Source organism: Synechococcus sp. ATX 2A4, from assembly GCF_024346375.1.
Classification (GTDB): Bacteria; Cyanobacteriota; Cyanobacteriia; order PCC-6307; family Cyanobiaceae; genus MW101C3.
Genome location: NZ_JAGQCV010000002.1, coordinates 73544 through 93213, shown reverse-complemented (window position 1 = coordinate 93213; position 19670 = coordinate 73544). Strand labels below are relative to the sequence as shown.

Genomic DNA, 19670 nt, shown 5'->3' with positions numbered 1-19670 from the left:
TCCTTTCAAAAAGGAATGTCGTCTTCCTCCTGGGTATCAGGCACGAGGGGAGCGGAATTCCAGGTGGGTGTGGCGGGGGCTGGAGCCGCAGGCGGCGGGCTCTGCCGCACCGGCTGGCGCACGGGTGCAGCGGCGCGTGGGGCCCCCACCGGCGCTGAGACAGGCACTGGCGCCGGCGCCATGGCCGGCACGACGTTCCCGCCACCCCCACCCATGCCACCAGCACCGCCCAGGGGATGGAGCCGGGAGAGGGTGAACTCGGCCCGCTTTTCCTTGGTGCCATCCGGACGGTTCACGGTGTTCATGCGCAGGCGCCCTTCCAGCACGAGACGCTGGCCCACCTGGACGCGGTTCTGCAGGTCCTGCGCCAGATTGCCGAAGCCCACCACCTTCACCTGGCCGGGCGGATCGTCGGGGCGCAGACCATCGATCTGCACCGCCATCTCCGCCACCGGCGTCTGGTTGTCCTGGGTGTAGCGCACCTGGGGCGCCTCCAGCACCACCCCCTCCAGCAAGCAGTGATTCATTTCTCCGTCCGCACCAGCGGGCCACATCCTGATGCACGGCCGTGAATTGCACCAGCGGGCGGCTGTGGTTGATCGCCGGCACCGGTGAGGGGCCCCGGCTCGCTGCGGCGCTGCTGGCCTGTGGCTGGGAGCTCACTGTCTCGGTGGTGAGCCAGGCGGCGGGGCGCGCCTATCCCCGTCACCCGCTGCTGCAGCTGGAGGTGGGCGCGATTGAGGGCAGCGCCGGCATCCAGCGGCGTCTTGGGGCAGCGCGGCTTCAGCAGCGCCCGTACCAGTGCGTGATCGACGCCAGCCATCCCTTCGCAGTGCAGATCAGTGCCCAGCTGGCGGAAACCTGCGGGCCGCTGGGGCAACCGCTGCTGCGGCTGCTGCGCCCGCTGGAGCCACCTCTCGCCCCACGGCAGACCCTGCTGAACAATCTGCAGGAACTGGCGGGGAAGGATCTCGACGGCCAACGGCTGCTGTTGGCGATCGGCGCCCGCCAGCTGGCCACCGCGGCTGCCCATGCCAGCGGCGCGGAACTGTTCGCCCGGGTGCTGCCCACAGCCGCCAGCCTGCAGCAGGCGCGAGCGGCGGGCTTGCCGGATGCCCACCTGGCCTGCCTGCGTCCGGCAGGGGCAGGGGCAGGGGCAGGGGCAGGGGCGGCGGCGGCGGCTCTCGGCATCGAGCAGGCGCTGCTGCGGCAGTGGGGGATCACGGCGGTGCTGTGCCGTCAGTCGGGCGGCAGCACGGAGCGCGGCTGGCAACAGCTGTGTGTCGCCAGAAATCTGCGGCTGCTGTTGCTGGCGCGGCCCGCCGAACCGGTGGGAGTGGAAGGATTGCCACTGCCGGGGCTGCTGGAGAAGCTGGGCCAGCCCCCCAGCAGGCTCTAGCCATGGCAATCGAGCTGGTGCTCACCACCGAAGCGGACACCGCCCACGCCGAGCGCCTGGCGCAGGCCCTGCTTGAAGCGCGGCTGGCGGCCTGTATCACCTTGCTGCCGATCACCTCGCTTTATCACTGGCAAGGAAGGATCGAGCGGAGCACGGAAGTTCAGCTGCTGATCAAAACCAGCGCCACCCAGTTGGAGGGGTTGAAACACCTCCTGGAGGAGCTGCACAGCTATGACACCCCCGAGTGGATCCATTGGACCACCCACACCGCAGGCGCCTACGGCCTCTGGATGGAGGGCGAGCTGGCCCCGCTCAGCCCAGATGCAGGCGTACCAGATCCTGCAGGGAGGCCTGGGGGCGAGGCCCCAGCTGGGTGACCACCAGGCCGGCACAGAGCGAACCCAGCCGGCCGCAGGCTTCAAGGCTCTGGCCCTGGGTGTAGCCGTGCAGGAATCCGGCGGCATAGAGGTCGCCGGCGCCGGTGGTATCCAGCAACGGCCCTAACTGATACGGGGCAATCGTGTGGCTGACCTCTCCCGCCAGCACCAGCGATCCCTGTTCGCTGCGGGTGAGCGCGGCCACCTTGCAACAGCCACGCACCAGGGCCACCGCCTGCTCAAAGCTGTCGGTGGCGTAAAGGGCGCAGATCTCCAGCTCGTTGGCGAACAGCAGATCCACGTGGCCATCCACCAGTTCAAGGAAACTGGCGCGGTGCCGCTCCACGCAGAAGCCATCGGAGAGGCTGAGGGCCACTTCGCCGCCATGGGCGCGCACCACCTCAGCGGCAGCGATGAAGGCCCGCTTGGCCGGCTCGGAGTCCCAGAGGTAGCCCTCCAGGTAAAGCACCTTTGCCTGGGCCACCAGTTCCAGGTCGAGGTCGGCGGGGTCGAGCGTCACCGAGGCCCCCAGGTAGGTGCACATCGTGCGCTGGGCATCGGGGGTGACCAGGATCAGGCACCGGGCCGTGGAGGGCCCGGAGGTGGTGGGGGGCGTCTCAAAGCGCGCGCCCACCGACCGGATGTCATGGGCGAAGATCCCTCCCAACTGATCGTTGCGAACACGGCCGATGAAGCCGGCGCGGCCGCCCAGCTGGGCAACGCCCGCGAGCGTGTTGGCGGCCGATCCGCCTGAGGTTTCCAGGCCAGGGCCGCAAACGGCGTAGAGGCGCTCGGCCTGGGCTTCGTCCACCAGGGCCATGGTGCCTTTGGTGAGGCCATGGGCGTCGATGAAGGCGTCGTCGGCCTGCACCAGCACATCCACGATGGCGTTGCCGATGCCAACGACATCAAAGTTTTTGGACATCACGCGCTCAACAGGGCCCGCTTGGGACCGTGGATCGGATCCTCCACCACGATCGTCTGGTCGCGTTGAGCACCGAGGGACACGATGGCGATCGGCACTTCCATCAGCTCAGCGAGGAAGCGCAGGTAAGCCATTGCCGTATCGGGCAGCTCTTCGAGCTGGCGGCAGTCGGCGGTGGAGCTCTGCCAGCCCGGCAGGGTTTCGAAGATCGGCTGACAACGGGCGAAATCCTCGGCGCTGCTGGGGAAATGGTGGATGCGCTCGCCATCGAGCTCATAGGCCACGCAGACCTGGATCTCGTCGAGCTCATCGAGCACATCGAGCTTGGTGATCGCCAGGCAATCGAGGCCGTTCACCTGCACGGCGTAGCGACCGATCACGCCATCGAACCAACCACAACGCCGGCGCCGACCGGTAGTGGTACCAAACTCATGGCCGCGATCGCAGAGGTGATCGTTGAGGCTGCCTTCGAGCTCAGTGGGGAACGGCCCTTCGCCCACGCGGGTGGTGTAGGCCTTGGCCACGCCAATCACACGGTCGATCAAGGTGGGGCCCACCCCTGCGCCGATGCAGGCACCGCCGGACACCGGATTGGACGAGGTGACGTAGGGGTAGGTGCCGTGGTCGAGGTCGAGCAGGGTGCCCTGCGCCCCCTCGAAGAGAATGTTCTTGCGGGCACGGGCGGCCTCGTGGATCGTGCGGGTGCAATCGACCACGTGGGGCGCCAGCCGCTGGCCGTAGGCGGCGTACTCGAGGATTACGTCCTCGGGATCGAGCGGGGGCAGGTCGTAGATGCGCTCGAGGATCAGGTTTTTTTCGGCCAGGGGAGCCAGCAGGCGGTCCCGCAGGCGGTCCACGTCGAGCAGGTCGAGCACGCGGATGCCGTTGCGCTCTGATTTATCGGCATAGGTGGGGCCGATGCCACGGCCGGTGGTGCCGATGCGGCGATCGCCACGGCGCTGCTCCATCGCCTGATCCAGCAGGCGGTGGTAGGGCATGGTCACGTGGGCCGTGGAGGCCAGCTTCAGACCAGAAATATCGATGCCGAAGGTGGCGAGCATGTCGAGCTCACCGAGCATCACCTTCGGATCGACCACTGTGCCTGACCCGATCAAGCAGGTGGTGTCGGGATAAAGAATGCCCGAGGGAATCAGGTGCAGTTTGAGCACCTTGTCGTCGACCACGATCGTGTGGCCAGCGTTCACACCACCTTGATAGCGGACCACCACATCGGCGGAACGGCTGAGCAGATCGGTGATCTTTCCCTTGCCTTCGTCACCCCATTGAGCACCGATGACGACGACATTGGCCAAGAAGGAAACAGCGGCCCGAAGCCGCTTCTAAGCACAAACAGAGAGCCTCTCAGATCAGCTGCCCCTTCGTAAAGCCCCCGGCGGCATCTGTGATCCAGCCGGGGGTGGTCAGGGCCTCAGGCGCCGCGCACAGCACTGGTTTCTGCCTTCTTGAGCTCCTTCTCCAGCCGGGCGCGCAGCGTCTCGGGGAGGGGGCGGTTGGCGTAGTTGGTGTAGTGACCCGCCAGTGAATTGACGGCGGTCTGCATGGTGGTGAAGGAAGGCAGGCCGTTGACCTTCGCCTTCGGGCGGTACAGCGCCATGTAGTCGGAGATCAGGGCGCGGGCGTCGGTCTCTGCCGTGACGCGTGCGGGGTCGTCCTGCTCCAACGCAATGGTGCTCAGCAGGCTCTGCGCCACGGTCACGGTGTCGTCCACGTAGACGCCGCTGAGGTTGCCTGTGGCACTGCCGCAGGCCGTGAGCGTGAGTGAGAGGAAGAGCGCCACCATCAGGACCGACGCCATCAGCCGGCGGCCGAGACGTTGAACAGTGGGCAACAGGAGTCCGAAGGCGCCTTGGCCTGCTTCGAAACGCCAGGGATGCGCGGCCATCGGGGCTCCTGATTGGATCGGGAAACTCTATAAGCCATGCCAGCGGATGCCCCAGGGCTCAGCGTGAGGGAGCGCCCTTGCCGCGACGGCCCGCTGCCACCACAGCGATCAGCTGGGCGGGCAGAACGGCGGCGGCCAGCTCCTGGCGCTCGCCGCTGCGGCGTTCCACCAGCTCCACCTGGCCCTGGGCGGCCCCGCGCCCCACCACCACACGCCAGGGGATGCCGATCAGGTCGGCGTCCTTGAACTTCACCCCTGCGCGCTCGGGGCGGTCATCAAGCAACACCTCGATCCCACCGGCCTCAAGGGCTGCCTCAAGGCGCTCAGCAAGCGCAACCTGCGCCGGTTCCTGCATGTTCGCCACCACCACGATCACCTCGTAGGGCGCAATCGGCAGCGGCCAGCAGATGCCGTTGGCGTCGTGGTGCTGTTCAACCGCCGCCTGAGCCAGCCGCGACACACCGATCCCGTAGCAGCCCATCCACAACGGCTCCTCCACCCCGGACTCGTTGGTGAAGCTGGCCTCCAGCGCACTGGAGTACTTGCGGCCCAGTTGGAAGATGTGGCCCACCTCAATGCCGCGGCTGGCTTCCAGCCGCTGCTCGGGGTCGTGCAGGCACCGGTCGCCCGGCTGGGCAGCGCGCAGATCGGCGATATCAGGCGTTGGCATGGCCCCGCCCCAGCAGGCTCCCACCAGGTGATGGTCGAGGCGGTTGGCGCCGCACACGAAAGCGCTCAGATCGGCGGCCGACGGATCAGCCAGCCGCAGGAAACGCGGCTGCCAGTTCGCGCCCCCCTGCAGCAGCGCATCGGACAGGTGCGGGCCGAGGAAGCCCAACGGCCAGCACTCCAGCCCTTCGGCCAGCAACTGCTCAGGCGTGATCGGCTCCACACTCAGCAAGGCGCCGCCTTCGGTGCAGCGGGCGGAGATCGCATTGGCAAGCTTCACGGTGTTGAGGCACTGATCGCCGCGCAGGCTCACCAGCACGGGCTTGGCCCCGCCGCTGGCGAACCGGGCGAGCAATACCAACACCTTCACAGTTTGAGAAGGTTCGAACCCATGGGCGCTGCAGAGTGCCTCGATCGAACGCTGCCCAGGAGTGGCGAGCAAGGTGGGCGGTGTCGCCACTGGCAGAGGCCGCGCCGGCTCCACCCGGGAGCAGGCCCGTTCCTGATTGGCGGCGTAGCGGCCATCAGGGCTGGCGAGGATCAGATCTTCACCGGCATCGGCGGTGACCATGAATTCCTGGCTGGCCGAGCCACCGATGGCGCCGCTGTCGGCCTCAACAGCCACGGCACGCAGGCCGCAGCGCTCGAAGATGCGTCGGTAGGCCTCATCCATCACCCCGTAGGCCGCCTTGAGATCCTGCTCATCGGCGTGGAAGGAATAGGCGTCCTTCATGATGAATTCCCGTCCACGCATCAGTCCAAAGCGAGGCCTGATCTCATCGCGAAATTTCGTCTGGATCTGATAAAGACAAACCGGCAACTGGCGGTAGGAACGCAACAGATCCGCCGCCAGGGCCGTGATCACTTCCTCGTGGGTGGGGCCCAGGCCAAGCGAACGTCCCTGCCGGTCAAGCAGGTGGAACATGATGCCTTCGCCGGCGGTGTATCCCTGCCAGCGGCCGCTGCGCTCCCAGAGCTCGCTGGGCTGAAGCTGGGGCAGGAGCGTTTCCAGCGCCCCAGTGGCGTTCATCTCTTCGCGCACGATCGCCGACACCTTCTGCAGCACACGCCACAGCAAGGGCAGGTAGGCGTAGATGCCGGAGCCGATGCGCCGGATGTACCCGGCCCGCAACAGCAACCGGTGGGAGGGAATCTCCGCCTCCGCAGGATCGTCACGAAGCGTCACCAGCATCAGGCGGGAGACACGCATCGAGCGAACCGGAGCAGGTGCTGGACGCTATCACCGAGCCGCTCGGCAGGGGTGAGTGGCAAAGACAACGTCGAAAGGCTCGGCGGGAACCCAAAAGAAGCGCTGACTTCTGCTACATTCATCTTTCAGTCCCAGTCGTCTCAGGCTTGTCTCATGTCCACACAACCGAAGGCCGCTTTCGGGGGTGGAGTGGCCAGTCCTGGCCCTGGCTCTTCTGCTCTTCCCCCGCCGGTCCCTGGCTCTATGCCGCCGGAGGCCCAACCCTTCAGCGCCGACGCGGCGGCCGAAGGCCTGATCACCATCGATGAGGTGCAGCGCGCCTTGAACCGCTCACGCGCCTCGGTGTATCGCTACACAAACACTGAACCACGCAATCTCAATCCTCCTTTCAACCCTCGGCGCCTCAACCCGGAATACCGCACAGACCAGAAGGAAGCGCTGCTGTTTCACCCCAATGAGGTGGCCCGGTTCGCCCGTGATGTGCTCCGCATCAAGGAAGTCACAGTGGAAGTTCTTAACGCCCCTTCCACCATCACCCAGCAATTGCTCGGCTCCATTCTTGACGAACTCCAGGGGATTCGGCGCCTGCTTCAGGGCATGGAACGTGCTCCTACCGATCTAAACAGCAAACGCGAGCACATGGAGCAGTCACGGCCGGCAGCCTGAACCGTTGGCTTCCGATGCCACCCACCGTGCCTGCCCCATGGCAGGGCAATTGAAAAGATGGCATAATCAGCACAAGATCAAACCTCGAGAAAGTGGCTTAATGCCACCTTCTTTCGCTGCAGCGTTCAAATCCTTGCTTTGGCAAGACGATGTCGTTGCAGGGTCTGCCACCCGTACCCATGGTGTTTCGGCCTTTGCCGCCGCAGCCCGTGGCCCGGGGGGTGTCCCTTAATCCCCGTCCATGGACTCCGCCCAGCCTCGATTTCCAGCCGAAGACCTTCCTTCCCCGCGCAATGAATCCGAAGCCGATCCCGGCGAGGATCCATTCAGTACGGAATCCGCCCTGTTTTCCAGCTCGGCCCTGGTGGGTGGTCTGATCGGGCTGCTGGCCGTGTTCATTCCGCTGATCTCTGTGATGGGGGCCCGGCCTCCCGTCCTGCCCCGCCTGAGCCGGCTGCCGAGCGCCACAGCTCCCCTGCAACGCCTTCAGGCACAGCCATCTGCCTCAGCCACCGATCTGTTCGGCGTCCCCAGAAAAGCGTTTCGATGAATGGTCTGCCGCTGAAGGCGTTTCACTGAAGGCATTTCGGTGAAACCGTTTCGGGGAACCGACTCCCAAGCCCTTCGGCGGATGATGACCCTTGGCGACGGGCGGGAACAGGCTGATGCTGATGCGCGGTGGCCTCGGCTCAGGTCACACGCTGCAGCAGAAATCCTTCGTAATCGAGGGCCTGAAAGATGCGGGCCGGGTCGCCGAAGCCTGCGGCATTCACCAGCGCCGTGAGGCGAGCATCTCCGATCGGATGCAGGCCCTGGGTGAGGGGAGCAATCCGGTCGGCCTCAAGCTCTAGACCGCTCACCTTCTGAAATCCAAGCCAGGCCTCGGTGATCTGCTCCTGCAGCAGCGGCAGTGTCGGGCGCATCAGATCAACCAGCACGAGTTGACCACCGGGCCGCAGGCAGCGCGCCAGCGCGCTCAGAAATGCAAGCTTGGTGCCGTCGTCTGGAAGCGACTGGAGCACGAGCACGGAGAGGGCTCCAGCAAACCCCTGCTCGGAGGTGAGCTCTTCGGCGGTGGTCTGCAGCCAGCGGATCGGGACGGCCTCGCCGAGGCGCTGCCGGGCGGCATCGAGCATGGCCGTGGAAGGATCGATCGCGGTGAGTTGCCAGTCGGGGCGCTGGGCGACGGCTTCCACCAGCTCGGCCCCCGTGCCACAACCGGCCACCAGCACTTCGGCCCCCTCAGGGGCAGCCAACGGGGAGGCGGCGAGCAGGGCCACGGCCAACCGCGCCAGGCTGGCGTAGCCGGGGATCAAGCGCTGGACCACGAGGTCGTACCCCTCGGGCCCCAGGGGATCGATCGGAGGAGAAACTGCCAGTGGAAAATCTGCCAGTGGAGAAACTTCAGCTGACGCCAAGGCCCAGAATCCGTTGCTCACAATGCTAGGGGGGCCCTGCCGGCTGGCTGGCTGGCTGGCTGGCTGGCTGGCTGGCTGGCTGGCGCAGTGACGGCGACATCAAGCTTGGGCGATGGGCCAACAACCGTTGCATTCGCGGGAAAGGGCCACCGCCTGCAGGTAGGTTGGTCGGCGCCAAGACTCCCTCCCTGCCGTGCCCACGATCCGGTTCGAAAACGAAGGCCAGAACGTCGGTTGCATCGAGGGGGCGAACCTCCGCAAAGCGGCACTTGACGCCGGCATCAACCCCTACAAAGGGTTGAACAACCTCAACAACTGCGGCGGCCTTGGCCAATGCGGCACCTGCGTGGTGGAGGTGCTGGAAGGCGAACGCAACCTCTCCCCCCGCAGCGACGTCGAGCAGGTGTACCTTTCTGACCGCCCGGCCAACTACCGCCTCAGCTGCCGCACCAGTGTCACGGGGGATGTCACCATCCGTACCCGTCCCGATTCCGCCGTCGGCAAGGGCTCCAACAGCCTGGTGGGTGCACTCAAGGCTCTCGTTGGTTTGAAGTGAGCGTGGGCCTGCGGGTCTACAGCTACTCGGCCTGCTCCACCTGCCGCAAAGCTCTCCGCTGGCTAGGCGAGCAGGGGCTGGATGCCGAGGTGATCGACATCACCCTCCAGCCACCTTCGCTGCAGGAGTTGCGACAAGCCTTCAAACAGCTCGAACACCGCCGCTTGTTCAACACCAGCGGCATCAGCTACCGCGCGCTCGGTTCGGCGGTGGTGACAGCCATGGACGACGATGCCGCCTTGGCAGCTTTGGCCGCCGACGGGAAATTGATCAAAAGACCCTTTCTGATCAGCGCCAACGGCACCGTGCTCACGGGCTTTGATCCCCAGCAGTGGCAGGCGCTGCTGTTGCCGTCGGCGGCGACGCAGGCACCGTGAGCTGATCGAGCTCACGGATCAGCGCATCGATGCCACTGCGGTTGATCTGGCCCAGGTAAGTGAGCTTGAGTTCCTCGAGGAGGGAGCACAGCAGTTGCTGGCTGCGGGCCACCGCTGGCCCTGATTCCAGGCTGCCGGCCAGCTCCTCCCAGAAGCGATCGAGGGAGCGCTGCATCAGGTCGATCTGGCGGTCATCGGGGTATTCCAGCCGCCGGCCGGCCGTGCGAGAGAGCTCCAGCAGGCTGTCCACCATGCCGGCAGAGAGCTGGCGGGCGAACTCCTGCTCCATCTGCAACAGCGGCGCAAGCTGGCGTAGCGCCTGCGGCACCATGGTCTGCTGCAGGCTCTGTTGAAGAATGTGGCTCAGCAGGGCCTGCAGCTCCGGCGCCAGGCGCGGCATCACATCGTTGAGCAGCAGGGGCCCCCAGATGCGCAGCAGCTCCACCAGTTCGCGCTCGTCATTGATGGTGACGGTCTGGTGGCTGCGCAGGGCCCGGATGCGCCGGGGCCAATGGGGCGAACGGATCAAGCCCTGAGCCCCATCCACCAGCTGCAAGGCCAGCACCTCAAATAACTCCACGGCCAGCAGCGACACCACCCCCCGGCTCACCACGGCGCGCAGCGGCTCAAAGTTGACCAGGCCGCTCACCTGCAGCCGCTCCACCACGGGAACCAGGCGCAGCCAGCGCCAGAAGGGGAGCAGCAGCGGCAGATCGGTCCAGCGGCGCAGCAGCGCTCCCCGCCAGCTCAGGCCGGGGATACGCCGCCGCAGCCGCGCGGCGCGCAACAGGATGTCGAGCAGGAAGACGCTCTGGAACGCCAGCAGGTCCAGCCGCCAGAAGTGGTCGGTGGGGCGGCCATTCTCGTCGATTGATCGCCAGTAGTTGGTGGACACAAGCGGCAGCACCTGCTGCTGCCAGAAGCGGCGTTCCGTTTGCCAGGGGTGCTGGCGCAGCCAGTCGTCGCTCAGGAGGGTCGCCGAAGAGTCCTTGGCCGAATCCTGGTCAGCGTGCTGACGCAGGCGATTCTTGATCTTCTCCAACGTCCCCGCCCCCACCGAGGCCAGGAACGGGTTGTCGTCGATCATCTGCCGGGTGAGTTCCACCTGCCGGCGGCGCAGTTCAGGGGCGCTTTCCCCGGCGGAGAGAGCTCGGTCGAGCTGCCCAAAAGCCGCCAGATAGGCCTGGGTTTCCCGGTGCGGCTCGATGCCCTTCACCGGGTCGTAGAAGGGCGTGATGTCCGGCAGGAGTGGCAGCGGCAGCACCACCGGCAGCGAGGGCAGCGGGTAGAGGTTGCGCTGCAGCCAGAAGGTGCGCAACGGCACATAAGTGAGGTCGAAGCAGACCCACAGCAAGTTGACGCTGGCCCAGACCGCGACAAAGCGATCCCAATTTCTGGCCACCCCATTGCTGCCGAAGGGCCGGATCGCATGCCAGCGGGGGCGAACCATGAGCACCGAGCAGTCCCGTCAGGGTAGGAACGGGAGGGGACATCTCTGGGCGTCTATGGTTTCACGTCGGCTCTGTCGCCCTCGCGGCGCTCCCATCCGCTACCGGAACTCCCTTGACCACTGAGGATCTGCCAAGGCCGCCAGAAACGTCCGCGAACCCTGAGCAGCCTTCCCCGCGCCCCCCAGGCAGCGAGCCGGAGAGCGCCTGGGCCTTCTGGCGCAGCGTGCTCATCACCCTGGCGGTGGCGCTGGGGATCCGTCAGTTCCTGATGGAAGCGCGTTTTATCCCCTCCGGATCGATGCTGCCAGGGCTGGAGATCAACGACCGCCTGCTGGTGGAGAAGCTCTCTCTGCGGAGCCGGCAGCCGCGCCGCGGCGAAATCCTGGTCTTCAATTCCCCCTTCCATTTTGATCCTGCCTTGCGCCAAGAGCGCAGCGGCAGCCCGTGGCGCTGCTTGCTGGTGAACATTCCCTTGGTGGGCACCCTGCCCGGTCTGCAGGCCCCGGCCTGCGATGCCTACATCAAACGGGTCGTGGCCCTGCCCGGTGAGCGCGTGGTTGTCGATCCCCGTGGACGGATCACCATCAATGGCACCGTGCTCATGGAGCCTTACGTCGAGAGTTATTGCCCGGTCGACAGCCAGGGAGCTGGCCCCTGCCGCACGCTCAACGCCGTGGTTCCAGCTGGATCGGTGCTCGTGCTGGGCGACAACCGCGCCAACAGCTGGGATGGTCGCTTCTGGCCGGGCTCCCCCTTTCTCCCCCAGAAAGAGATCATCGGCAGAGCGTTCTATCGCTTCTGGCCCCCGGGCCGCATGGGAGAGCTGGGGGAGGGAGACACGATCAGGCCAGGGGCCCCGCGCCGTCTAGCAGTCGATCCAACGGCCCCCGCCAAAGCTCCGGCAGCAACCCCGTCGCCAACACCTGCCCCGTGACCAATTCGCCTGCAAAGGGCTGGTTGGCCGCCATTGATGCATAGGCATCGCCGCTGGCCTGCCAGCGGGCGGCAGGATCAAATAACAGCCAACGCCGTGAACCCGGCTCCAGTGTGTCGGCGGCCAGCCCAAGCAAGCGGTTGGGTCCCCAGCACAGCCGCTCCCACAACAGGGCTGGGGACCAGCCCCGTCGGACCACCAGCTCCTGCCATAAAGCCGGCAGCACCTGGCGATGGCCGGCCAGTCCTGGGCGACGCTGATCAAGCGGCAGCAGACGCTCCTCCGCATCAAGCGGCAGGTGATGCACCGCCACGGCAGTGAGCACCCCATCGGCCAGGGCCTCAATCAAGGCGTGGCGATCCTGCGGGCTGCCCAGCGAGGGTTCGAGGCGCCAGCCTTCGGCCAGCGGATCAAGGCAGCCGCTATCAGCCACCAGGTGCCACCAGCAGACACTCACCTGCAACGACAGCCCGGAGCTGCGCAACAACTTCACCCCCGCAGCCGTGGAGAGGTTCGCCAGCCGCAATGGGGCATCGGGCAGGCTGCGGGCCAGCTGCAACAGGGTCTGCAACGGCAGCGTTTCGCTGAGCACGGGATCAAGGGGCCATCCGGCCCGCAGCGCCTCCACGCTCTCCCGCACGAAGCCGCCCAGGGTGAGGGCAGGGTCGCGGGGTGCCAGCAACACGGGCAATTCCCCCGCCTCCGACAGCCGTAACCCTCGCTCCAGCAATGCCAGGGGCGGCAAGGAGCCGTCTTCCGCCAGGCCGATGGCACCGGCCACCGCCAGATCGCCATGGGGCGCAAGCTCCTGGCCGCGTCCGCCACGGCTAAATGCTCCCCAGAGCGGCAAAGCGAAGGGGGCCGGGGCCTGCAACTGCAGGAGCTCCGGGCGGTCGCGCCAGCTGGCGGCCCGGGGCACGAGGGCCACCGTGCCGTAGCCCGCCGCAGCCGCAGAGGCCACAAGGCTGGCCAGGGTTTCCGCCCGGCCAGAGAAGGGTTCCTCCAGGGTGCTGTGGGGATCCACCAACGCCGGGGCCAACAGCCAGTCGTGGGCGGCCAGGGACACCAGCCCGCGGCGCTGGGCCTCGTTGGCGGCGTGCTGATCGAACCCGATCAGCACGCCGCCCTCCAGCAGCACGTCGCGATGGCGCAGGGGCTGATCCGGGCCGGCCAGCACCTGCACCTGCGACAGGAAGCGAGCCACCATCAGAGCGCGCCGGCGGCCGTGTGGTCGATCACACCACCGAGGTGGCTGGTGAGGTTGAGACTGGACACCACCGGCCAGGCAGAAACGGGGCCGCTGGCCTGCCGGGCGGGGTAGTCGATCACGGTGACACCGCCGTTGCCCTGCTTCACCATCCAGATGTCGGCGGGGCTGAGCCCGAGCAGGGCGCAGAGCAGCGTTTTGTTCACCGCGTCGTGCGCCACCACGAGGGCGGTCTCGCCGTCATCAAGGCTGCGGGCGATCCGCTCCCAGGTGTCGAGCGAGCGATCCCAGACCTGCTGGAGATTTTCGCCATCGGGCATCTGCACGCTCTGGGGAGCCCGTTTCCAGTCGGCCAGCAGCTGGGGCCAGCCGGCCTCGATCTCCTCCTCCAGCCGGCCCTCCCACTGGCCATGACCGATCTCCACCAGGCCCTGCAGGCTGGTGAGCGGCACACCGGGGTGCAGCGCCAGGATGGCCTCGGCCGTCTGCCGTGGGCGGGCCATGGCACTGCTGTAGGCCCGTTGAAGCGGTAGGTCAGCAAGGAAGCGACCGGCGGCGGCCGCCTGCTCACGGCCATTGCCGTTGAGCGGAATGTCGATCTGCCCCTGGAAGCGGCCCTGGCGGTTCCAATCGGTTTCGCCGTGGCGCACCAGCAGCAGGCGGGGCCCCTCTCCCTTCGGCGGCACCGGCACACCCAGGTGGGCGGTGCCATTGAGTGATTCGATCTGCACCTCCACGCTGCGATCGGGGCGCCGGCGCAGATTCAGCACCGAAAGGGAGGCGTTGTCGACGCGCAGCCGTTGAAAGCCACTGGCAGGCAGGCCGAGTGCCGCCAGCAGCAGGCAGCGGAGGATGGCGTTATGCGCCACCACCAGCACAGTGATGGGCGGATCGGCCGGCGCCTGAGCCGCGGCGGGGTCGACCAGCGGCAGATGGCGCTCCAGCAGGCGGTCGAGAAAATGGGCGGCCTGCTCCAACAGCTCGGGCACCGGCCGGTACGGCTGGCCGTGGCGGCTGAGCTCGAGGGTGTGGGGGGCCTGGCGCCAAAGCGCGTAGCCAGCGGGGAAACGGTCGCGGATCTCGCGGCTCAGCAGGCCGCTCCAGGGGCCCAGATCCACCTCCAGCAGACCGTTATCCGCCTCGGCGCTCTGTCCTCCACCATGGGCCTGTAACAGGGCGGCGGCGGTGGCGCTGGCGCGGCTGAGCGGCGAGGTATAGGCGGCAGTGATCTCCAGCCCGCGCAGGGCCTCGCCCGTAGCGGTGGCCTGCTGTACGCCTTCAGCGGTAAGGGCGGAAAGGTCGTCGCGCCCTTGCACCCGATGTTCAATGTTGAAGCTGCTCAGCCCGTGACGGACCAGAAGAAGCCGGAGGGGCACAGGGATGGGGCCGCAAGCGAGGCCATCGTATGGGAGGGCTTCAGGGCACAATCGATGCAAAGACGGGACGTGTTGTGACAACGGCAGGCCCGAGGCCACGCATCCCCCCCTGGAAGACGGCGCTGGCCTTCGTCAGCCTGGCCCTGAGCCTGCTGCTCTGGGTCAATGGCCTGGTGGACAGCCTCAACCGCCCCTCGGTGGGCAACGATCTGGGGCGCCGCCAGCTGGAACTTGCGGCGCTGGCAGCGCCGCAACTGCCTCCCAGCTGGCGGGCAGCCGTGGTGGGGCAGGAGCCCGAAGCCGCGTTGCTGGCGGAACTGCAACGCCAGGCCCTGCTGCCGCCTCTTCCAGCCAGCAGCGAAGACGACGAGGACCCTGACCTTGCCCGCGCCCAGCAGCGCTCAGCCCTTCTGACCCGGGCACTGCTGCTGATCCGCACCGGTTCCGCCGCTCAATCCCGCCCTTTGCTGGAGCGCCTCGACGACGGCACCGATCCGAGTCAGACAACCCTGATCAGGCGGCTGCTATCGGGCACGGCATCAGCTGGTGATGACCCGGTGGCCACGGCCCTGCCGCTGCAGAACCCGCTCCAAAGGCGGCTTGCCTGCCAGGCACTGGGGGGATCGGTGGCCCGCTGCGCCTTGCCAGCGGACGAGAGCCGTGCCAAGGCCCAGCTGCTGGCGGCGAACGCCCTGCCGGCTCTGGCCTTGCTGGCGGGCCTGGCCCTGCTGCTGCGCGAGGGCTGGCTGCGCCTGAGATCCAAGCCCAGCCCACTGCCACCGTTGGTGGGCCCGACGCTTGGGACCGTGGATCTGATCCTGCTGATCTCGGGCGGCTTCGTGCTGCTGGGCGAAGTGCTCACGCCGGTGCTGGTGAGCCCGGTGCTGAAGCAGTTGCTCGATGGGCTGCAACTCGAACCCTCCCTGGCAAAGGGGCTCACCGTGGTGGCGCTCTACCTCGGCCTGATGGCTGCTCCGCTGGCGATCCTGTTGGTGATGCTGCCCAAGGCCGGCCCCGAGGGCGGCTGGCTGCAGTTTCGCTGGCGCCCCCTGGCACCCACGTTGGGGAGATCGTTTCAGTATTTGCTGATGGTGCTGCCGCTGGTGAGCTTCGCCGGCTGGCTGCAGCAGCAGATCTGGCCGGACCCCGGCGGCAGTAATCCACTGCTGGAGATGGTGCTGAACAACCGGAGCAGCCTTGGTCTGCTCTGTTTCGCCTTCACCGCCGTCGTGTTGGCACCCCTGTTTGAAGAGGTGATTTTTCGTGGCGTGTTGCTGCCGGTGGTGGCCCGCGACCTGGGGGCCAGCTGGGGTGTGGTGATCAGCGCCGCCATCTTCGCGGTGGCGCACCTGAGCCTTGGAGAGCTTCCCGCCCTGTTCGTGCTGGGCCTGGCCCTGGGCTGGCTGCGGCTCAGCAGCGGCCGGCTCAGCGCCAGCGTTTGGCTGCATTCCTTCTGGAACGGCTTCACCTTCACCAACTTGCTGCTCCTGGGAAGCTGACCTCGCCTTGCTGCGGCTGCGCACGCATGGTTCACTGGCGGATCGAGACAGATTTCAGTGGTCGCTGTCCCTTCAGTCGCACCAGCACCAGCGACATCGCCACGACGGCGATCCTTGGCTCTCATCCAGGGGTCGCTGTCCTCGCGGAAGGTGGCGCGCCAGGCACCCGTGCTGGCGGCGCTCCACAAGGCCGCCGATGGCCTTTTGATTGCCTGCGGGGGCTCAATGATTGGCCTGGCGGCCCTCACCGTCCATTGGCAAACCCAGTGGACGAGCAGTTATCACCAGTTGGAGTCGTCGCAGGTGCTGGAGCACCGTCTCCAGGAGTCGGTGGCCCAGCTGGAGCGCCATCATCTGGCCGCGGCCCGCCGTCCGGGCCAGTTGATCCCCACGAGTATTCGCCAGCTCATCTACATGCCATCTCCAGCTGATCAGGGCAAAACGCCAGCGGAGCTTCCGCTGCTCGGCCAGGTGAACGCCACCATGCTCGACGTCAGCCAACGCACCGTTCGTCCTGGTTACTGAGGTGGTGCGAACGAGGGGATGGTCCGGTTCCGAGCCGTCTGCGCCTGAACGACGGCAGGAACCCAATGCCCGCAAGCGCCCCAATCGGCGGGTGATCGCTTTGCAGTCGGTGCCCGCAGGCCGGCTCCTGGCTGTCTACCTGCTGCTCGCTGCAGGCTTGATCGGGCTGTCCGTGCGCCTAGCCTGGCTGCAGGTCAAAGAAGGTGATCGGCTGCAGTCGAGGGCCCGCGCCATTCAGACCCAGCAAGTCAAGCCGATCGGCCGGCGCCGGCCGATCGTGGATCGCCAGGGGCGGCTGGTGGCCCTCGATGAAGAGCGCTTCACCCTCTGGGCCCATCCGCGTTTTTTCAATTTTCCGGGCGATGACCCCCAACTGGTGCGCACCCCCACCGATGTGGCCCAGAGGCTGTCGTCGGTGCTGGTGATGCCGGAAACCGCGCTCGTTCAAAGCATGGGGCCACGGCGCTCCGGTGTGAAACTGGCCACCGAGCTGGATCCGGAAACCGCCCGTCGCGTGCGTGAGCTCGGCATCAGCGGCCTTGATCTGGAGGCCTACCCACAGCGCATCTACCCCCAGGGGCAGCTGTTCGCCAACGTGGTCGGATTCTTGAACCTCGAGCGGGTGGCCCAAGCTGGCCTGGAGCAGAGCCGGGACAAAGAACTCCGCCGTCACGAGGGGATGCGCACGATGCGGCGCGGCGCCGATGGCACGCCTCTGCCTGACGGCATCCAGGCGGGTGCCCTCTACAGCGACGACCTGCGGCTGCAGCTCACCCTCGACGCCAGGCTGCAGCAGGTGGCCCAGCAAGCCCTGGTCAAACAGATGAAGCAGTGGAAGGCAAAACGCGGCGCCGCCATGGTGATGGACGTGCGCAACGGCGAGCTGCTGGCCCTGGCTTCCGCCCCCAGCTACGACCCCAACCGCTTCTGGAGCTTCGCCCCGTCCCTGTTCCGGGAATGGTCGGTGCAGGACCTCTACGAACCCGGCTCCACCTTCAAGCCAATCAACCTGGCGATCGCCCTGCAGGAAAAAGCCATTCAGGCCGATGGGAAAGTGAGCGATGGCGGCCAACTCACGATCGGCGGCTGGCCGATTTTCAACCACGACCGCAAGGGCAACGGGCTGATCGATTTCCCCACCGTCCTGCAGGTGTCCAGCAACGTGGGCATGGTGCTGGCGATGCGGCAGGTGAAGCCGGCCCAGTTCTGGGAGTGGCTGCGAACAATCGGCATCGACACGATGCCGGACACTGACCTGCCGGGCGCCGTTGCCGGCCAGCTCAAGAGCCGCGAGATCTTCACCTCTCAACCGATCGAGCCGGCCACCGCCGCCTTCGGCCAAGGCTTCTCGCTCACTCCGCTGAAGCTGCTCCAGCTCCACGCCATGATCGCCAACGGCGGCCGGCTGGTGAGCCCCCACATCACCCGCGGCCTGCGCTCCGGCGAAGGCCTGGCCGCCGCCGCACCGCCTGCCCAGGGCCTGCCGGTGCTCGATCCAGCCGTCACCAAGCAGGTGCTGGCCTGGATGGAATCGGTGGTGAAGCACGGCAGTGACCCTGGCGTGAAGATGGAAGGTCACCGAATCGGCGGCAAAACGGGCACGGCCCAGAAAGCCCTCAACGGGGTGTACATCGCCGGCGCCCGCATCTGCAGCTTCGTGGCCACCCTGCCGATCGACGACCCTCGCTACGTGGTGCTCGTGGTGGTGGATGAGCCCCAGGGGGCCAATGCCTATGGCTCCACCGTGGCGGTGCCGGTGGCCCGGCAGATCATCGAAGCGCTGTTGGTGCTCGAAAAGGTGGCCCCCAGCCAACCGACCGGCAAACCCCCTGCGGCGACAGGCGCTGCAAGGGCGAGCGGTGACAACGGCAGCCGGCCCCAAGCGGCCGCAACGGTGCGGGGTTGAGCACGGGCAGGAGTGGGCCGCAAAATCGCTCAGTAGCTTGAGATTCCACGCCCGTGTGTGCAGCCATGGCCAACCTGCTCGATCAACTCGCCGCCATGACCGTGGTGGTGGCGGACACGGGAGAGTTGGAAGCCATCAAGCAGTTCACCCCAAGGGACGCCACCACCAACCCGTCCCTGATCCTCGCGGCGGCCCAGATCCCCCTGTACCAGGGCCTGATCGACGAATCCCTGCAAGCCTCCCGCCAGGTGATCGGCCCCGACGCACCGGCCGAGGCGGTGGTGCTTGAAGCGCTCGATGAAATCTGCGTCACCTTCGGCAAGGAGATCCTGCGCATCGTTCCCGGCAGGGTGTCCACTGAGGTGGATGCGCGGCTCAGCTTTGACACCGCCGCCACAGTGACCAAGGCCCGCAAGTTGATCGGCCTCTATGAGGAGGCCGGCATCGGCCGCGAGCGGGTGCTGATCAAGATCGCCTCCACCTGGGACGGCATCAAGGCCGCCGAGGAACTGGAGAAGGAAGGCATCCACTGCAACCTCACCCTGCTGTTCAGCTTCACCCAGGCCGTGGCCTGTGCCGAGGCCGGGGTCACCTTGATCTCCCCCTTCGTGGGCCGCATCCTCGATTGGTATAAGCAGGACACCGGCCGCGATCACTACCCGGGCTCTGAAGATCCTGGTGTGATCTCAGTCACCAGCATCTTCAACTACTACAAGACCCACGGCTATAAAACCGAGGTGATGGGAGCCAGCTTCCGCAACATCGAAGAGATCATCGAACTCGCCGGCTGCGACCTGCTCACGATCTCACCCAAGTTGCTCGACCAGCTGCGGCAGCGGCAGGGCGAACTGGTGCGCAAGCTTGATGCAGAAGCGCCGGCCGCCTCCGAAGCCTTGCTTCACCTCGATCACCCCGGATTCGAGGCCCGCATGGCCGCCGATCGCATGGCCAGCGAGAAGCTGGAGGAAGGCATCAGCGGCTTCTGCAAGGCGATCGAAACGCTGGAAGCTCAGCTGGCCCACCGCCTGGCGGAGCTGGAGGGAGAAGCCGCCTTCGCCCATGCCGCCCAGGAGATCTTCCTGCTCAACGACATGGATGGCGACGGCTGCATCACCCGCGAGGAATGGCTCGGCAGCGACGCTGTGTTTGATGCGCTCGACACCGACCATGACGGCCGCCTGGCCCCCGAAGACGTCCGTGGTGGCCTGGGCGCACCCCTGGCGCTCTCCGCCGCCGCCGGCTGAAGAAGCCCTTAACCTCAAGGCCTCACAC

At 66.7% G+C, this 19670-nt stretch carries 20 protein-coding genes; 11 read left to right on the top strand and 9 right to left on the bottom strand.

Annotated elements, in window-relative coordinates; translation table 11 throughout:
* Nucleotides 1-5: 5 nt before the first annotated feature.
* The gene (locus KBY97_RS02300; protein WP_255145071.1) at nt 6-527 is read right to left on the bottom strand and encodes a single-stranded DNA-binding protein; all 522 of its coding nucleotides are present in this window, start codon (nt 525-527) and stop codon (nt 6-8) included.
* 41 nt (nt 528-568) lie between these two features.
* On the opposite strand from KBY97_RS02300, the gene KBY97_RS02295 reads away from it, so the two are divergent.
* Nucleotides 569-1399 (top strand): precorrin-6A/cobalt-precorrin-6A reductase, encoded by an 831-nt coding sequence (locus KBY97_RS02295; protein ID WP_255145070.1) that lies wholly within the window; start codon nt 569-571, stop codon nt 1397-1399.
* A 2-nt stretch (nt 1400-1401) separates the two neighbouring features.
* Nucleotides 1402-1776: a divalent-cation tolerance protein CutA gene (gene cutA / locus KBY97_RS02290; protein ID WP_255145069.1), complete on the top strand. Its 375-nt coding sequence runs from the start codon at nt 1402-1404 to the stop codon at nt 1774-1776.
* Here the strand turns inward: cutA and KBY97_RS02285 are convergent.
* From KBY97_RS02285 to KBY97_RS02270, 4 genes are all read right to left on the bottom strand, one after another.
* Nucleotides 1712-2701: an adenosine kinase gene (locus KBY97_RS02285; protein ID WP_255145068.1), complete on the bottom strand. Its 990-nt coding sequence runs from the start codon at nt 2699-2701 to the stop codon at nt 1712-1714. The two genes, cutA and KBY97_RS02285, sit on opposite strands and share 65 nt — an antisense overlap.
* Nucleotides 2701-4014, bottom strand: coding sequence for an adenylosuccinate synthase (locus KBY97_RS02280; RefSeq protein ID WP_255145067.1), 1314 nt, complete (start codon nt 4012-4014; stop codon nt 2701-2703). Before KBY97_RS02280 ends, KBY97_RS02285 begins: the two co-directional genes overlap by 1 nt.
* A gap of 116 nt (nt 4015-4130) precedes the next feature.
* Nucleotides 4131-4553 carry a photosystem II protein Psb27 gene (psb27, locus tag KBY97_RS02275; protein WP_255145254.1) on the bottom strand — a complete coding sequence of 141 codons (423 nt, stop codon included), beginning with the start codon at nt 4551-4553 and terminating at the stop codon, nt 4131-4133.
* 109 nt (nt 4554-4662) lie between these two features.
* Nucleotides 4663-6483: a proline--tRNA ligase gene (locus tag KBY97_RS02270; RefSeq protein ID WP_255145066.1), complete on the bottom strand. Its 1821-nt coding sequence runs from the start codon at nt 6481-6483 to the stop codon at nt 4663-4665.
* Nucleotides 6484-6726: 243 nt separating this feature from the next.
* Between KBY97_RS02270 and KBY97_RS02265 the strand changes: the two genes are divergently transcribed.
* A complete protein-coding gene (locus KBY97_RS02265; protein ID WP_255145065.1) occupies nt 6727-7149 on the top strand; it encodes a hypothetical protein in 423 nt (140 codons plus the stop codon).
* A 241-nt stretch (nt 7150-7390) separates the two neighbouring features.
* Complete coding sequence (locus KBY97_RS02260; RefSeq protein WP_255145063.1) at nt 7391-7699, top strand: hypothetical protein; 309 nt, start codon at nt 7391-7393, stop codon at nt 7697-7699.
* Nucleotides 7700-7838: 139 nt separating this feature from the next.
* On the opposite strand, the gene KBY97_RS02255 is transcribed toward KBY97_RS02260, so the two are convergent.
* Nucleotides 7839-8567, bottom strand: a complete 729-nt coding sequence (locus KBY97_RS02255; RefSeq protein WP_255145061.1) for a class I SAM-dependent methyltransferase — start codon at nt 8565-8567, stop codon at nt 7839-7841.
* A 193-nt stretch (nt 8568-8760) separates the two neighbouring features.
* Between KBY97_RS02255 and KBY97_RS02250 the strand changes: the two genes are divergently transcribed.
* Nucleotides 8761-9123, top strand: a complete 363-nt coding sequence (locus tag KBY97_RS02250; RefSeq protein WP_255145060.1) for a 2Fe-2S iron-sulfur cluster-binding protein — start codon at nt 8761-8763, stop codon at nt 9121-9123.
* Complete coding sequence (locus KBY97_RS02245; RefSeq protein WP_255145057.1) at nt 9120-9500, top strand: Spx/MgsR family RNA polymerase-binding regulatory protein; 381 nt, start codon at nt 9120-9122, stop codon at nt 9498-9500. Before KBY97_RS02250 ends, KBY97_RS02245 begins: the two co-directional genes overlap by 4 nt.
* Here KBY97_RS02245 and KBY97_RS02240 read toward each other — a convergent pair.
* Entirely contained in the window at nt 9433-10950 is a 1518-nt protein-coding gene (locus tag KBY97_RS02240) for a hypothetical protein (RefSeq protein ID WP_255145056.1), read from the bottom strand. The two genes, KBY97_RS02245 and KBY97_RS02240, sit on opposite strands and share 68 nt — an antisense overlap.
* A 113-nt stretch (nt 10951-11063) precedes the next feature.
* Here KBY97_RS02240 and lepB point away from each other — a divergent pair, with 113 nt between their 5' ends.
* Entirely contained in the window at nt 11064-11885 is an 822-nt protein-coding gene (gene lepB / locus KBY97_RS02235) for a signal peptidase I (protein ID WP_261356243.1), read from the top strand.
* Here lepB and KBY97_RS02230 read toward each other — a convergent pair.
* Together KBY97_RS02230 and KBY97_RS02225 are read right to left on the bottom strand one after the other, a co-directional pair.
* Nucleotides 11794-13092 (bottom strand): dihydroorotase, encoded by a 1299-nt coding sequence (locus KBY97_RS02230; protein WP_255145054.1) that lies wholly within the window; start codon nt 13090-13092, stop codon nt 11794-11796. The two genes, lepB and KBY97_RS02230, sit on opposite strands and share 92 nt — an antisense overlap.
* Entirely contained in the window at nt 13092-14468 is a 1377-nt protein-coding gene (locus KBY97_RS02225; RefSeq protein ID WP_255145053.1) for a histidine phosphatase family protein, read from the bottom strand. The genes KBY97_RS02230 and KBY97_RS02225 overlap by 1 nt, the downstream gene beginning before the upstream one ends.
* A gap of 74 nt (nt 14469-14542) precedes the next feature.
* Between KBY97_RS02225 and KBY97_RS02220 the strand changes: the two genes are divergently transcribed.
* The 4 genes from KBY97_RS02220 to KBY97_RS02205 all read left to right on the top strand — a co-directional run bounded on the left by KBY97_RS02220 (nt 14543) and on the right by KBY97_RS02205 (nt 19642).
* Nucleotides 14543-15967 carry a CPBP family intramembrane glutamic endopeptidase gene (locus tag KBY97_RS02220; RefSeq protein WP_255145052.1) on the top strand — a complete coding sequence of 475 codons (1425 nt, stop codon included), beginning with the start codon at nt 14543-14545 and terminating at the stop codon, nt 15965-15967.
* Between the two features lie 114 nt (nt 15968-16081).
* A complete protein-coding gene (locus KBY97_RS02215) occupies nt 16082-16492 on the top strand; it encodes a hypothetical protein (RefSeq protein ID WP_255145050.1) in 411 nt (136 codons plus the stop codon).
* Nucleotide 16493: 1 nt separating this feature from the next.
* Complete coding sequence (locus KBY97_RS02210) at nt 16494-18398, top strand: peptidoglycan D,D-transpeptidase FtsI family protein (RefSeq protein ID WP_399217127.1); 1905 nt, start codon at nt 16494-16496, stop codon at nt 18396-18398.
* A 65-nt stretch (nt 18399-18463) separates the two neighbouring features.
* Nucleotides 18464-19642 carry a transaldolase gene (locus KBY97_RS02205; protein ID WP_255145046.1) on the top strand — a complete coding sequence of 393 codons (1179 nt, stop codon included), beginning with the start codon at nt 18464-18466 and terminating at the stop codon, nt 19640-19642.
* Nucleotides 19643-19670 lie beyond the last annotated feature (28 nt).